Origin of the sequence: Peribacillus sp. RS7, assembly GCF_041956845.1 — a bacterium.
GTDB lineage: Bacteria > Bacillota > Bacilli > Bacillales > DSM-1321 > Peribacillus.
In genome coordinates this window covers 123,644-138,550 of sequence record NZ_CP168135.1, presented here as the reverse complement: position 1 = coordinate 138,550, position 14,907 = coordinate 123,644, and the positions used below count along the sequence as shown (strand labels likewise).

At 41.7% G+C, this 14,907-nt stretch carries 17 protein-coding genes; all 17 read left to right on the top strand.

The genetic code is table 11. From position 1 onward, the window contains the following. Positions 1-187: 187 nt before the first annotated feature. A complete protein-coding gene (gene spoIIIAA / locus ACDZ29_RS00775) occupies positions 188-1,120 on the top strand; it encodes a stage III sporulation protein AA (RefSeq protein ID WP_289325709.1) in 933 nt (310 codons plus the stop codon). Beyond that, the gene (gene spoIIIAB, locus ACDZ29_RS00770) at positions 1,113-1,628 is read left to right on the top strand and encodes a stage III sporulation protein SpoIIIAB (RefSeq protein WP_289315700.1); all 516 of its coding nucleotides are present in this window, start codon (positions 1,113-1,115) and stop codon (positions 1,626-1,628) included. Before spoIIIAA ends, spoIIIAB begins: the two co-directional genes overlap by 8 nt. Before the next feature lie 21 nt (positions 1,629-1,649). Further along, a complete protein-coding gene (gene spoIIIAC, locus ACDZ29_RS00765) occupies positions 1,650-1,853 on the top strand; it encodes a stage III sporulation protein AC (protein ID WP_034308319.1) in 204 nt (67 codons plus the stop codon). A 14-nt stretch (positions 1,854-1,867) separates the two neighbouring features. Beyond that, complete coding sequence (gene spoIIIAD / locus ACDZ29_RS00760; RefSeq protein WP_289318337.1) at positions 1,868-2,257, top strand: stage III sporulation protein AD; 390 nt, start codon at positions 1,868-1,870, stop codon at positions 2,255-2,257. Between the two features lie 33 nt (positions 2,258-2,290). Beyond that, positions 2,291-3,499, top strand: coding sequence for a stage III sporulation protein AE (gene spoIIIAE, locus ACDZ29_RS00755; RefSeq protein WP_289325708.1), 1,209 nt, complete (start codon positions 2,291-2,293; stop codon positions 3,497-3,499). A gap of 16 nt (positions 3,500-3,515) precedes the next feature. Then, entirely contained in the window at positions 3,516-4,124 is a 609-nt protein-coding gene (gene spoIIIAF, locus ACDZ29_RS00750) for a stage III sporulation protein AF (RefSeq protein ID WP_375089505.1), read from the top strand. A gap of 7 nt (positions 4,125-4,131) precedes the next feature. Next, the gene (spoIIIAG, locus tag ACDZ29_RS00745) at positions 4,132-4,800 is read left to right on the top strand and encodes a stage III sporulation protein AG (RefSeq protein WP_289325706.1); all 669 of its coding nucleotides are present in this window, start codon (positions 4,132-4,134) and stop codon (positions 4,798-4,800) included. A gap of 14 nt (positions 4,801-4,814) precedes the next feature. After that, positions 4,815-5,420 carry a SpoIIIAH-like family protein gene (locus ACDZ29_RS00740; RefSeq protein WP_370015776.1) on the top strand — a complete coding sequence of 202 codons (606 nt, stop codon included), beginning with the start codon at positions 4,815-4,817 and terminating at the stop codon, positions 5,418-5,420. Between the two features lie 624 nt (positions 5,421-6,044). Beyond that, entirely contained in the window at positions 6,045-6,536 is a 492-nt protein-coding gene (gene accB / locus ACDZ29_RS00735; protein WP_289325704.1) for an acetyl-CoA carboxylase biotin carboxyl carrier protein, read from the top strand. A 14-nt stretch (positions 6,537-6,550) separates the two neighbouring features. Further along, the gene (gene accC, locus ACDZ29_RS00730) at positions 6,551-7,903 is read left to right on the top strand and encodes an acetyl-CoA carboxylase biotin carboxylase subunit (RefSeq protein ID WP_375089501.1); all 1,353 of its coding nucleotides are present in this window, start codon (positions 6,551-6,553) and stop codon (positions 7,901-7,903) included. A 37-nt stretch (positions 7,904-7,940) separates the two neighbouring features. Continuing rightward, positions 7,941-8,345: an Asp23/Gls24 family envelope stress response protein gene (locus ACDZ29_RS00725; RefSeq protein ID WP_222620245.1), complete on the top strand. Its 405-nt coding sequence runs from the start codon at positions 7,941-7,943 to the stop codon at positions 8,343-8,345. Positions 8,346-8,796: 451 nt separating this feature from the next. Further along, on the top strand, positions 8,797-9,189 hold the full coding sequence (gene nusB / locus ACDZ29_RS00720) for a transcription antitermination factor NusB (protein ID WP_289315707.1): 393 nt from the start codon (positions 8,797-8,799) through the stop codon (positions 9,187-9,189). A 71-nt stretch (positions 9,190-9,260) separates the two neighbouring features. Continuing rightward, complete coding sequence (gene folD, locus ACDZ29_RS00715; protein WP_289315708.1) at positions 9,261-10,136, top strand: bifunctional methylenetetrahydrofolate dehydrogenase/methenyltetrahydrofolate cyclohydrolase FolD; 876 nt, start codon at positions 9,261-9,263, stop codon at positions 10,134-10,136. 148 nt (positions 10,137-10,284) lie between these two features. Next, complete coding sequence (gene xseA, locus ACDZ29_RS00710) at positions 10,285-11,637, top strand: exodeoxyribonuclease VII large subunit (protein WP_375089499.1); 1,353 nt, start codon at positions 10,285-10,287, stop codon at positions 11,635-11,637. Further along, positions 11,634-11,867: an exodeoxyribonuclease VII small subunit gene (locus ACDZ29_RS00705; RefSeq protein ID WP_064463276.1), complete on the top strand. Its 234-nt coding sequence runs from the start codon at positions 11,634-11,636 to the stop codon at positions 11,865-11,867. Before xseA ends, ACDZ29_RS00705 begins: the two co-directional genes overlap by 4 nt. A 1-nt stretch (position 11,868) precedes the next feature. Further along, a complete protein-coding gene (locus ACDZ29_RS00700) occupies positions 11,869-12,762 on the top strand; it encodes a polyprenyl synthetase family protein (protein ID WP_375089496.1) in 894 nt (297 codons plus the stop codon). A gap of 250 nt (positions 12,763-13,012) precedes the next feature. After that, on the top strand, positions 13,013-14,905 hold the full coding sequence (dxs, locus tag ACDZ29_RS00695) for a 1-deoxy-D-xylulose-5-phosphate synthase (protein WP_375091077.1): 1,893 nt from the start codon (positions 13,013-13,015) through the stop codon (positions 14,903-14,905). Positions 14,906-14,907 lie beyond the last annotated feature (2 nt).

Here is a 14,907-nt window from a genome sequence, read left to right as displayed (position 1 = left end):
CTGCAACTTTTTTTAATAAAAAGACTGTAGACCGAGATTAATTTCTCGGTCTTTTTTTTGGTCTTTTTTAGATCCAGGAAGTAATAAAAAAATCAATAAATGGCCGGTTTCTTTAATAGCCTGTCATCATTGTGGGGTGGTCGGCATATATTTTATTGAAAGTGGTGTATACAGGAGGATTGTCAAAATGGAAACGATTCTTTCTTTTTTACCGAAAAAATTATACGAGCAACTCCGGGGTATGACACCGATGATGATCGAAAAGATGGAAGAGCTGCGGATTCGGGTTGGAAGGCCGCTTGAGGTCATTGTAGGTGGGGAACCTTTCTTCTTTTCCTATGAAGTGACCCATTCGGATGCAGATCAATTATTGAATCAGATAGGTCAATTTTCGTTATATACACTTGAGGAAGAATTAAAACGAGGATATATAACTATAGCGGGTGGACATCGGGTGGGTCTTGCTGGCAAGGTTATCCTGGAAAATGGGGCGGTCAAAGCGATCAGGGACATTTCCTCATTCAATATTCGGATTGCACGTGAAAAAATAGGTGCTGCTGAACCGCTCACTTCTTATTTATATAATGGGGAATGGCAACATACGATGTTGATTGGTGCTCCGCAAACAGGAAAAACGACGGTATTACGTGATATCGCAAGAATGATATCCAGTGGAGATGAAAAACGGGGCATTCCCCCTCAAAAGGTGGGAATAGTGGACGAGCGCTCAGAAATTGCCGGGTGTGTTCATGGAGTGCCGCAGCTCGAATTTGGAACAAGGGTGGATGTGCTCGATGGATGTCCCAAAGCGGAAGGGATGATGATGATGATCCGTTCGATGTCCCCTGATGTATTGATCGTGGATGAAATAGGCCGCGCGGAGGATACACAGGCTGTGCTGGAAGCTGTGAATGCAGGTATTAAACTCATGATAACTACGCATGGCCATACACTGGCTGAAGTTAAGAAGCGGCCTTTCATCACAGAAATATTACAGCAAAACATCTTTGAACGTTTTATAGAATTACAGAGAAGTAAATCCGGAAAGAGGGGCTACAAAGTCCTTGATGCAGCGGGGGTTCCCATTTTCTTGGGAGAAAGTGTGAACCCGCATGTTTAAGTTAATTGGAGCAGCAATCATTATCATTGCAACGACATGGGCAGGTTTCGAAGCTGCGAAAAAATTAAGTATGAGGCCCCGCCAACTGAGGCAGCTAAAAGTCGCCATGCAATCACTTGAAGCAGAAATCATGTATGGTCACACACCTTTGAAAGAAGCAGCAAGGAAACTTTCTAAGCAGATGCCCAAACCTTTATCCATCTTTTTCGATACCTTTGCAAATCGACTCGAATCAGGTGAGACCACCGTCAAAGAAGCATGGGATGATAGTTTGAAGAAAATATGGCAATCCCTTGCTTTAAAACAGGGAGAATTCGAGATTCTTTCACAGTTTGGGGAGACGCTTGGAAAAAGCGATAAATATCATCAGCAAAAGCAAATCATGCTGACGATGGCACACTTGGAACGGGAAGAGAGCGATGCACTCGACCGACAGGGAAAATATGAAAAAATGATGAAAAGTCTTGGTTTTTTATCAGGTCTATTATTGATCATCTTGCTGATGTAGGAATATGTGGGGGGAATGAAAATGGGCATTGATGTGGACATCATATTTAAAATAGCTGGTGTAGGGCTTGTTGTGGCATTTCTTCACACGATACTCGATCAGGTTGGGAAGAAGGAATATGCCCAGTGGGTCACACTTTTCGGATTTATCTATATTTTATTCATGGTAGCTTCTGTAGTAGAGGATTTATTTCAAAAAATTAAATCTGTATTCCTATTTCAGTAAGGGAGGGATTCACGATTGAAATCATAAAAATCGTGGGCATTGCCCTAGTTGCCACCTTTTTGGCCCTAGTCGTCAAAGAGCAAAAACCAAATTTCGCATTCCTGCTTGTCGTTTTTGTAGGCTGCTCCATATTTCTTTTTCTAGCGGATAAGATATACGAAATCATTTTGATGTTAGAAAAAATTGCTGTGAATGCGAATGTAAATACCGTGTATCTGGAGACCATCCTAAAAATAATCGGAATTGCCTATATTGCCGAATTCGCTTCTCAAATTACAAAAGATGCAGGGCAAGGGTCGCTCGCTTCCAAAATAGAATTGAGCGGAAAAATCTTGATTCTTGCCATGGCGATTCCGATTTTGACGGTCATCATCGAAACGATTTTACAGATGCTCCCAAGTTAACGGATTACTTCTACTAGTCAATGAGGTGAATGTATGAAGCAGCGGATGCCTTACTTATCCATTCTATTCGTTTTACTCTTTTTTTTGCATACATCTATTGGACAAGCTGCCGAAGATCCTGAAAGTGGTGAAATCGATCAAGAGCCGATCATGCAGTCGGAACTGGTACAAGCCCAAATAGAAAGGCTCGGTGTCGATGAACTCAAACAATATTGGGATGACATCGTAACGGAATATGGAGGATTCTTACCGGAAAGCCAGAAAGGGAGCTTCATGGACTTTGTAAGCGGTGATAAGAAATTCTCCTTTGAGCAATGGATAAAGGGGATTACAAAATTCATTTTTCATGAACTGCTCGTGAATGGAAAGCTGCTGGGATCACTCATTTTATTAACAGTTTTCAGCATGTTCCTGCAGTCTTTGCAGAATGCGTTTGAACAAAGCTCCGTAAGTAAAGTCGCTTATGCAATCGTTTATATGGTGCTGATCATTTTGGCACTTAACAGTTTTCATGTGGCGATTGAATATACAAAAGATACGATAGATTTGATGATTTCCTTTTTAATGGCGCTCATCCCTTTACTCTTGGCCTTAATAGCCGCTTCAGGCGGACTTGTATCAGCAGCTTTCTTTCACCCGGTATTAATGTTTTTGATGAATACAAGCGGTATCTTGATCCAGTTTGTCGTCCTTCCGTTATTATTCTTTGCAGCGATTTTAAGCATCGTCAGCACGCTGACCGAACATTATAAAGTGACACAGCTGGCACAGCTTCTCCGTAATTTTGCCATCGGGATCCTTGGAGCATTCATGACCATATTCCTTGGCGTCATATCCGTTCAGGGAGCATCCTCCGCTGTAGCTGACGGAGTGACGATTAGAACGGCCAAATTCGTGACAGGTAACTTTATACCGGTAATAGGGCGCATGTTTACAGATGCAACGGATACGGTCATCAGTGCCTCCGTTCTTCTGAAAAATACAGTTGGCTTGTCAGGCGTCATTATTCTCTTGCTCATAACCACATTTCCCGCCATAAAAATCTTGATGATTTCTTTTGTCTATAAATTGGCAGCGAGTCTTTTGCAGCCGCTGGGCGGGGGGCCTGTAATAAAGTGCCTTGACATTATAAGTAAAAGCATGATTTATATTTTCGCAGCATTGGCCATTGTCTCACTCATGTTTTTTTTAAGTATCACAGTAATTATCGCCTCTGGAAACATTACATTGATGGTTCGTTAGAAAGGAGGAGGGCTTGGTGAGTTTTTTAGCTGGCTGGGTATCCAACATCATCATATTTGTATTGCTGGCTACTGTGATCGATATGCTTCTACCGAATTCGGCTTTACAGAAGTATGCCAAAATGGTAATCGGACTTTTACTGATTGCGATCATCATCACTCCTATATTGGGATTATTCAATAAGGATTTCGACGAAATCCTCTCTGCGGCTACAAGTGAATTTGAAGATCAGAAAAAAAAAGATTTAGGAAATTTGACAGAAATGAAGAAAAAAGAAATACAAGCTACCCAGGGTGCATATATTTTAAAACAAATGGCTGTTGACTTACAGGCAGAAGTGGAAGAGGAGCTGATGGTGGACTATAACATGAAGATTAGTTCAATTGAAGTAGGAGTCAAGAATGAGGAAAAGCCGGGCGTTGATGATTTGCAAAACATAACCATATCATTGGAAAAGGCAGAGGGGAAAGAAGACTCGGAGATAGAGGCAGTAGCGAAGGTTGATATCAATGCAGATAGACCTTCCACTCCGAATGATGCCAATCTGGATGCTGTCAAAAGGTTTCTGGCAACAAGTTGGTCCGTTGATGAAGAGATCATTGAAATCGCCGGGGAAAGGAAGTGACTGAGTATTGAACAAAGACAAAGGTCCATTATCCTGGCTGCAAAAACTATTAAATAAAGACCCTGACCAAAAAGAGCCTAAGGAAAAAAAACCTTCCCTGTATGTCTATGCTCTAATAGTTGTCCTTTTGGGAGCGGGAATTATGATGGCCGGGAATTTGTTAACCACCAACCAGACGGGACAAACACCTGAAGTGAAGACGGTATTCAATAATGATAAACAAGATGACGAAGGGGATGTTGAAACATTCGGCCAGAAGAAATCCGAATTCAAGACGACAAAAGACTATGAAATATATCTTCAGAATGAAATGAAGGAAGCGCTTGAATCCATCGCAGGCGTCCAGGATGTAAAAGTCGTAATCTACGTGGATGCATCCGAGAAAAAAGTATATGAAAGAAACAAAGTCACCCAAAAACAAGTCACAGAAGAAACCGACCAGGAAGGCGGCAAAAGGACGGTCGAAGACACATCGGTTGATGAACAGCTCGTTTTGGTCAAAAGCGGTGAAAAAGAAGGGCCGATCATTTCGGAAACGAAAAAACCTAGTGTACGAGGCGTCCTGGTAGTCGCTAAAGGGGCTGAAAACATCCAAATAAAGAAGTGGATCATCGAGGCTGTCACACGTTCACTTGATGTACCGAGTCACAGGGTTTCTGTCATGCCTAAAAAATAAGGGGGAAAATCTACATGTTATTAAAAAAACAAACCGTTTGGTTATTGACTATGCTAAGTCTGGTCGTTGTACTTTCAGTCTATTATTTAACAGCTCCTGAGGAAAATGCTGCCGATATGACGGCAACTGAAGAAATGGAACAGGCAGAAAATAAAACAGAAAGTAAAACAGAAAGTAAAACAGATAGCAAAGCGGATACCAAAGGGGAAAATAAAAGTGAAAAAGAAACGTCCAAAAATACAGAAGGTTCTTCTGTAACCATTGCATCAGGGGACGAGTTCGAATCGTTAAGGATGCAGATTGAAGATGAACGGGCTAAGCTGAATGAAGAATTGACTGCAAAGATGGGCAATACAGATCTATCCGCTGAAGAACGAGATGAGGCTTATGCGAAAATCGAGCAATTAAGTGAAACGAAAGTAAAAGAAAATATCATCGAAAACTTAATTGTAGCCATGGATTACAATGCCGCACTGGTCCGGGTAGACGGAACGGATGTAAAGGTGAGTGTCAAGGCCGATAAACAAACGAAAACAGAGGCCAATAACATTATCCGCCTCGTAAGGAAAGAAGTCAGCGATGCACAAAATGTAGTGGTAGATTTCCAACCGGAAAAGTAATCTCAGATACAGAAATAAGGGCTGATACACAACAGTTCATAATCGTAAAAATTTGAAAGTCCCCCTTAAATAAAAAAAGGGAGGCTTTTTTATTATTATTTTTTCACTAACATACAACCGGGAAACTTTAGAGAAAAAGTTTTTTTATGTAAATTGATACCAGGAACTCAAACAGAAATGGGTATTATGATCATCCGTAATATTCTAGAAAAGTAATTTAGATGGAGATTAATGCAGGTTTCAAAGTGAGAATTAGCAGAATTCAAGTGGAAACGCTAAGGGTGCCCGGTTGAAAAATATTCACAATATTATAATAAAGGTGTAATATAAAAGCATGGATAACAAGTTGCAACTAATCTATCATTGAATTTGTATAAGCTAATATTGTATGATGTTAGAAGCTGGTCATAAACTTTTCAATTCTCTAATGGGAACAATATTTTGAGAAAATGAAATATCTGTTATAATACAGATGGAGGGTGTATTCAGTTTATACGCTTTCGGATGGAGAAGGCGGCTACATTGTGCAGAATTGGACAAAGTAGGATAAGCTAAGGGTAAAAGGTTACATAAAATATTATTGCCTCACAAACTCATATTAAATTAGACAAGGGGTGCCACAAAATGAAAGTGCAAGAAATTCGTGAAATTATTAAGCTAGTCGATCAATCAAATATCAGTGAATTCGTTTTTGAAAATGAAGGAACGAAAATTAAATTGAAAAAAACTGAAACGGGTACAGTATTACAGCCATCAGCTGCTCAAGAAGTTGTTCAAGCCAATGCAGAGGTCAAGCCCGTAGCTGCTCCTGTCCCTGTAGCGCCAAAAGCTGTTGAACCTGCAAAACCGGCTGCTGCCGTCACTGAACAGGAAAATTTACATAAAATCACTTCTCCGATGGTGGGTACATTCTACCAATCTCCTGCACCGGATTCACCTGCATACGTAAAAGCAGGCGATAAAGTAACAGGGGATTCCATTGTTTGCATCGTGGAGGCCATGAAACTTTTCAATGAAATTGAGGCGGAAGTAAGCGGTGAAATCGTTGAAGTCCTTGTAAAAGAAGGTCAACTTGTAGAATATGGACAACCATTATTTTTAGTAAAGCCGGAATGAGGAGCTGTTTCTAAATGATTAAAAAGGTATTAATTGCCAATCGTGGGGAAATTGCTGTCCGAATCATCCGGGCATGCAAGGAATTAGGAATCGAGACTGTAGCGGTCTATTCAGAAGCGGATAAAGAAGCATTACATGTTCAAATTGCTGATGAAGCATATTGCATCGGTCCTAAATTATCAAAAGACAGTTATTTAAATACAACGAACATAATCAGTACAGCCAAGAAAACGGGATCCGATGCGATTCACCCTGGATATGGATTCCTTGCTGAAAATGCGGACTTTGCTGAGCTATGCCGTGAATGTAATATCATTTTCATCGGTCCTAGCCCAGAAGCCATCAATAAAATGGGAACGAAGGACGTAGCAAGGGAAACCATGCGTAAAGCTGGTGTGCCGATCGTTCCAGGTTCCAAAGGCATAATTAAAGATACGGATGATGGTGTAGCCCTCGCTAATGAAATGGGCTATCCAGTCATCATCAAAGCTACTGCCGGTGGGGGCGGTAAAGGTATCCGGGTCGCAAGGACCGAAGAAGAACTCATTAAAGGCATAAACATCACGCAACAGGAAGCCGCGACGGCATTTGGGAATCCAGGCGTGTATATTGAAAAGTTCATCGAGGACTTCCGTCACGTTGAAATTCAAGTCATGGCAGATAATCATGGCAACGCCATTCATTTAGGTGAGCGTGATTGTACGGTTCAGCGACGTTTGCAAAAACTTGTTGAGGAAACTCCATCTCCGGCCCTGGATGGTGAAATACGGGCGGATATGGGGCAGGCTGCAGTTACGGCTGCTCTTGCCGTAAACTATTCAGGTGCCGGTACAGTTGAATTTATTTATGACTATGTGAATAGAAAATACTACTTTATGGAAATGAATACACGTATCCAGGTCGAACACCCAGTTACAGAAATGGTAACGGGCGTCGATTTGATTAAAGAACAGATCAAAGTTGCTTCAGGTGACAAACTATCACTTTCACAAGAAGATGTCACGTTTAACGGATGGTCCATCGAATGCCGGATCAATGCGGAAAATCCAGAAAAGAATTTTATGCCTTCAGCAGGTAAGATTCACATGTATTTACCGCCAGGTGGCTACGGAGTACGTGTGGATTCTGCGGCATACCCTGGGTACTCGATACCTCCGTATTACGATTCCATGATCGCTAAATTGATTGTCCACGCACCAACGAGAGACGAGGCGATTGAGAAGATGAAACGCGCTTTAGGTGAGTTTGTCATTGAAGGGATCAGCACGACAATTCCTTTCCATATTAAGTTACTTCAGCATGAACAATTTGTTTCCGGAGAATTTAATACCAAATTCCTTGAAATATATGATGTAATGAACTCATAATGTAAAGGAAGACAGGAGGTGCTTTTGAATGAGTGAAATGGAAGGCCAATTACTCGAAATGAATGATTATAATAGTGGTTTGGGCAAAGTTGAAATTGCGCCTGAGGTGATTGAGGTGATTGCGGGTATCGCTGCATCGGAAGTTGAAGGTGTTGCACATATGCGCGGGAATTTCGCTACAGGTGTAGTTGAAAAGCTTGGTAAAAAGAACCACGGTAAAGGTGTTAAAGTTGACTTAACGGGAGAATCCATCAAAGTCGAACTTTATTGTGTCATGAAGTTTGGTGTCTCAATTCCGAAAGTTGCTCAGGAAGTGCAAGATAACATTCGTGAAGCCTTGTTGAACATGACCGCTATCGACGCGGGCGAAGTGAACATTCATGTAGTGGGCATTGCGTTTGAAAACGCTAAACAAGAAGCGGATTACGAACAAGAAGTGTAAGTTGGCTTCATTCGATTCACACCTGCAAAAACCCGGCAAAAAGCCGGGTTTTTGTTTTTTTGAATTCTTGACTCAATGATACCCTGCTTTTGGAGCCCGCTAATAATATTACGTTAAATGAACATAATAAGGCGGTATCTGGAAGTTTCCCTTTAATTCAAGGGTGATTTCTGTTAGAGTGTAAAAGGTGAAATATGAGCATGAAAGCTAGGCAAGAGCTTTTTGACACTTTCAAAAAGTATATGACTGTGTTGGCCGTTTAACTGGAAATGAATCTTGAGATGTTGTCTTGAATCAAGATGTTTGAGTCTTTTGGCCTTAATTCAAGTGGGATTCAGCTTAATTTATAAAAAATGAAGCGAAAATCTTAATATTTTTGAAAAAATGTTATTAAATGTTCGTTTGTTCTAGCGTTTTCATATATAATAGTAGATGTTAAAGGAGTAAGATTATGAAAAGAAGAGTAGCCCGTGAAAAATCCCTTCAAGCACTATATCAGATAGATATTGCCAAGTCGAATGCAGAAGAAGCAATGGAAAGCGTACTGGATGGTGCTCCTACTGATGAATATTTCAAGAAATTAGTAATGGGGATAACGGAAAATCGTGAACAACTTGATGGAATGATCAGGGACAATTTAGAGAATTGGACGTTGGAAAGACTGGCGAACATTGATCGGAATTTACTGCGAATCGCGGTTTATGAAATGGTTCACAGTGAAGATGTTCCTGTAAGTGTTGCAATGAATGAAGCTATTGAAATTGCTAAGAAATTCGGTGATGATCAATCGAGCAGCTTTGTAAATGCCGTTTTATCCAAAGTTAAGGTGAAAAGCGGCAGCTAAGGATGCAGCCTTTAACCAGGGGATTCTCTCAGCAATTTCTTTAGCAAAATTATCTTGGGAGGAATATACACATGTCAGCTCAAATCATTAATGGTAAAGAAATTGCAGAGGCAGTTAGGCAAGAAATCAGTAAGGAAGTTCAACAATTACGGGAAAAAAATATCGTTCCGGGTTTGGCTGTAATCCTTGTGGGGGACAACCAAGCATCGCAAACCTATGTACGCAATAAGCAAAAGGCGTGTGAAGATCTGGGCATGCATTCTGTATTGATTAAAAAGCCTGCGGGACTCTCTCAGGAGGAATTAATTCAGAGCATTGATGAATTAAACCAGGATGACAGCATTCATGGTATATTGGTGCAGCTGCCGTTACCTGGACATATTCAGGAAAAAGCGATCATTGAAGCGATTTCCCCCGAGAAGGATGTAGATGGATTCCATCCCATTAATATTGGGCGGATGATGACTGGGCAGGATGCTTATTTACCTTGTACGCCATACGGGGTGATGGTAATGCTTGAGTATATCGACTATGACCTTGAAGGTAAGCATGTTGTTATCGTAGGAAGAAGTAATATCGTGGGAAAACCGGCCGGACAAATGTTTCTAAATGCGAATGCAACCGTCACATACTGTCATTCAAAGACAAAGGACCTTGCGTATTATACAAAGCAAGCTGATGTCGTTGTGGCAGCTGTCGGCAAGAGGGACACGATCACGAGTGACCATATTAAAGAAGGTGCTGTCGTCATTGACGTCGGAATGAACAGGAATGATGAAGGGAAGCTTTGCGGTGATGTGGCGTTTGATGAAGTGAAAACCAAGGCTTCATACATTACACCTGTTCCTAAAGGCGTTGGTCCCATGACGATTACGATGCTTATGAAGAATACGGTTAAATCTGCTCAAAAAACACTTGAACAGAATAAGCAAGCCTTAAAAAGCTAAAAAAACGTTAAATTATTTTAAAGAAGCGGACCTCTTGTTTTATAATAACGGGAGACCGCTTTTTTTCATTCATAGATTAAGCGAGTTTTAAGTAAAACCTATAAGTGAGTTTTCTTTAAATCCGATTTCCATCGGAAGGAGACATTATATGAGCAACCAACAATATTTGAGTGTATCGGCTTTAACGAAATACATCAAAAGGAAGTTCGATGCCGATCCCCATTTGCAAAATGTATACATAAAAGGCGAAATTTCAAATTTTAAACAACATACAAGCGGACATATGTATTTTACTCTAAAGGACGAGAAGGCCCGACTCCTCTCCGTTATGTTTGCCGCCAATAACAAAGGGATGAAATTCCTGCCTGAAAATGGAATGAAGGTACTTGTTAAGGGCGATATTTCATTATATGAGGCAGGCGGACAGTATCAGCTTTATGTGAAAAGCATGGCCCCTGATGGTGTCGGGGATTTGTATCTTGCTTATGAACAGCTGAAGAAAAAGCTGGAGGCGGCAGGTTTGTTTTTAGCCGAGCATAAGAAACAGATTCCACAATACCCTAAGTCTGTAGGAGTCATAACATCACCGACCGGAGCTGCACTAAGAGATATCCTGATCACCATCAAGCGGAGATATCCAATTGCCAGAGTCATCGTTTACCCAGCACTAGTCCAAGGGAATAATGCCGCTAAATCGATTGCCAAGGCAATTTCCATGGCTAACGCTAGGGCGGAAAGCGATGTACTCATTGTCGGAAGGGGCGGCGGGTCGATCGAGGAGCTATGGGCCTTTAATGAGGAGATAGTGGCTGAGTCAATCTATGATTCTGATATACCGATAATTTCTGCTGTCGGTCACGAAACCGATTTTACAATTGCTGATTTTGTCGCGGATATGCGGGCTCCTACACCGACTGGTGCAGCAGAGTTAGCGGTTCCCCACCTTAATGAAATACTTGAACGCCTGATGAACCGTAAGAATCGCTTGACCCGCTCCATTCGTGAAGTGGTGAATTTCGAACGAACCCGTTTGACCAGGATGGAGAGATCTTATGCTTTCCGTTATCCACATAAAATGTATGAACAGAAGCTCGAACAGCTAGACAAGACGGTGGACAGGCTAGGGAGGACCGGCACGCGGTATTTCATGAAAAAGAGGGATGAGCTGAATCAGTTGAACGATATTCTGAAAAAGCAGCATCCTGAACAAGCGGTGCAAAATTCCAAAGATGAATTGCGGCAGCATGCAAAAGTATTGCGGAGGGCAATGGAAGCCATTTATCGGCAAAAATCACAGCAGTTCGTTCATATTACAGCCACTTTGTCTGCCCTCAGTCCATTAAAAATCATGGAACGGGGCTATGGATTGGTTTTTGCTGAGGATGAGACGTTAGTGAAAAGTACACAGCAAGTATCCAGAGGGGATAAGATAGCCGTTTCCATTAAAGATGGAACACTTGAATGTGAAATTAAAGAAATAAAGGAGCGAATAGAACCATGACAAAAAAACAGGAAGCCACTTTTGAAGAAGCAATGGAGAATCTTGAGAAAATTGTAGAACAGTTGGAAGAAGGCGATGTGCCCTTAGAGGAAGCCATCTCCATATATAAACAAGGAATGGATTTATCCAGGCTTTGTCATTCAAAGCTTAAGGCGGTTGAAGATCAGTTGACTCAAATTTTGCGCGAAGATGGGGAACTCGAAAACTTCACTGTACAGGAGGAAGAATAACATGGGTACGGTGTCCTTTGATATGTTTTCTAAAGAATATAAGGCGATTATAGAACGGGAAATCGTTGAATATGTCAATAAGCTTAATGCTCCTGCTGTGGTCAAAGAAGCCATGATCTATTCATTGGAGGCAGGCGGTAAACGGATTCGCCCTTTATTGGTCTTTGCGGTTCTGGAGGCCTTTGGAAAAAACTTGAGGATGGGGATACCTGCAGCTGCTGCCATTGAAATGATTCATACATATTCTTTGATTCATGATGATCTTCCAGCGATGGATGATGATGATCTCCGCCGCGGAAAACCGACGAACCATAAAGTGTTCGGTGAGGCGGTAGCAGTACTGGCAGGTGATGCCCTCCTTACATATAGCTTTCAATTGGTGACGGATATGAACGATCCAGATGTGACGGCTGAAATGAAGCTGAACCTTGTAAGTGAAATTGCTAAGTCTGCCGGTGCCGAAGGGATGGTTGGAGGTCAAGTTGCCGATATGGAAGGTGAAAATAAACAGTTGACCCTTCAGGAATTGGAGTATATCCATGAACATAAAACAGGGAAGTTATTGACTGCAAGCATCCTTTCCGGTGCTATATTAGCCGGTGCGAATGAAGAACAGCGACTCCATTTACGTGACTTTGCATACCACCTGGGGCTTGCTTTTCAGATTCGGGATGATATTCTGGATATTGAAGGGTCAGTCGAGTTGATCGGCAAGCCGGTTGGCAGTGATGAGGGAAATCATAAAAGCACATATCCTTCTTTACTTTCGCTTCAAGGGGCAAAGGAAAAGTTGAACCATCATATTGAACTTGCTCATGCCGCTTTGGGAAAAACAACCTTACAAACGGGTTTGTTGAATGAACTAACCGATTTAATAGCGAACCGTAATCATTGATTGTGGCTAAATTTGTTATCAATTGAGGTTTTATGGTATACTCATTGTGCAAAAATATGCGAAAATCAAAATGGATTTTTTAATTGAGTTACGTGATAAAATAGGTATATTAAGCCGCCGAAATCACCTGGGTGTTGGCGGCTATTTTTTAACTTAAAACCAATTTTTCGGTCAAGTCTTCCATATAGCCCTCTTTATGAGGCTTTGTTTATGCTAACAACCGAAAATGACAGAAAGTGAGTGGTCCTGTTTGGATCTTCTATCTATAAAAGACCCTTCTTTTTTGAAGAAGATGAATAATGAAGAACTAGTCGAGTTAAGTGTGGAAATACGTAAATTCCTTGTGGAAAAATTATCGGTGACCGGTGGGCATATCGGTCCCAATTTAGGTGTAGTCGAGTTGACTATAGCCTTGCATAAAGAATTCGACAGTCCCAATGATAAAATATTATGGGATGTCGGTCACCAATCCTATGTGCATAAAATCCTGACTGGCAGAGCAGGGGAGTTCAATACCTTAAAGAAATATAAAGGTCTTTGCGGCTTTCCTAAAATGATTGAAAGCCCCCATGATGTTTGGGAAACCGGTCACAGTTCGACTTCCCTTTCAGCTGCAATGGGAATGGCCGCTGCCCGTGATATAAAAGGTGAAAAAAGTTTCATTTTGCCTGTAATCGGTGACGGGGCTCTAACAGGCGGAATGGCACTTGAAGCATTGAATCATATCGGTGATGAAAAAAAGGACATGATCGTTATCCTGAATGATAATGAAATGTCGATAGCGCCTAATGTGGGGGCTTTGCACACGATATTGGGAAGATTGCGGACCGCAGGTAAATATAACTGGGCAAAAGATGAATTGGAGTTACTTTTGAAAAAAATTCCTGCAGTCGGTGGTAAGCTTGCAGCTACCGCTGAACGCTTGAAGGATAGCATGAAGTACTTATTGGTCTCAGGAATCTTTTTCGAAGAACTCGGTTTCACATACCTTGGACCAGTCGATGGTCATAATTATGAAGAGTTGCTGGAGAATTTAAGATATGCCAAGAAAACGAAGGGACCCGTACTGCTACATGTCATCACGAAAAAAGGCAAAGGCTATTCACCTGCCGAGTTGGATACAACAGGAAATTGGCATGGGACAGGCCCCTACAAGATAGAGACAGGCGATTTCGTGAAATCCACTAGTAAAGCTCCTGCATGGAGTGCCCTTGTAAGCGATACTGTCAGCAGGCTCGCCCGTGAAGATGAACGGATTGTCGCGATTACACCTGCAATGCCCGTAGGTTCGAAATTGGTGGGGTTTTCCCGAGAGTTCCCAGAGCGTTTCTATGATGTAGGGATTGCCGAGCAGCATGCTGCAACTTTTGCAGCTGGATTGGCAACGCAAAAAATGAAACCGTTCCTGGCCATTTATTCAACCTTCCTGCAAAGGGCTTATGACCAGGTGGTCCATGATATCTGCCGACAGAATTTGAATGTATTCATAGGAATCGATCGTGCCGGATTGGTTGGTTCCGATGGTGAAACGCATCAAGGCGTTTTCGATATTGCATTCTTACGGCACATTCCTAATATGGTGTTGATGATGCCGAAAGATGAAAACGAAGGCCAGCATATGGTCAATACAGCCTTAAGCTATAATGATGGTCCAATCGCTATGCGATTCCCTCGTGGGAATGGTTGGGGTGTTGTGATGGATACTGAATTACAGCAGATTCCAATCGGTTCGTGGGAAGTTCTTAAAGAAGGAACGGATGCTGCCATCTTAACGTTCGGTACCACCATTCCAATGGCCCTTGAAGCGGCAGAACTGCTAGAGAAAGAGGATTATTCAGTTAAGGTGATCAATGCCCGGTTCATTAAGCCTTTGGATGAGAATATGCTAAGCAGCCTACTTGGTGAAAAAATGCCTATCTTGACAATAGAAGAAGCGGTTCTTCAAGGTGGTTTTGGCAGTTCTGTACTAGAATATGCTCATGACCAAGGGTTTTATGGGGCAATTATAGATCGAATGGGAATACCTGATTATTTCATTGAACATGGCAGTGTCGATGAACTTCTTGAAGAAATCGGTTTAACGACTGAAACAGCCATCAAAAAGATTAAAATGATAACACCCAAAAAAGAAAAAAGGGCCTGACA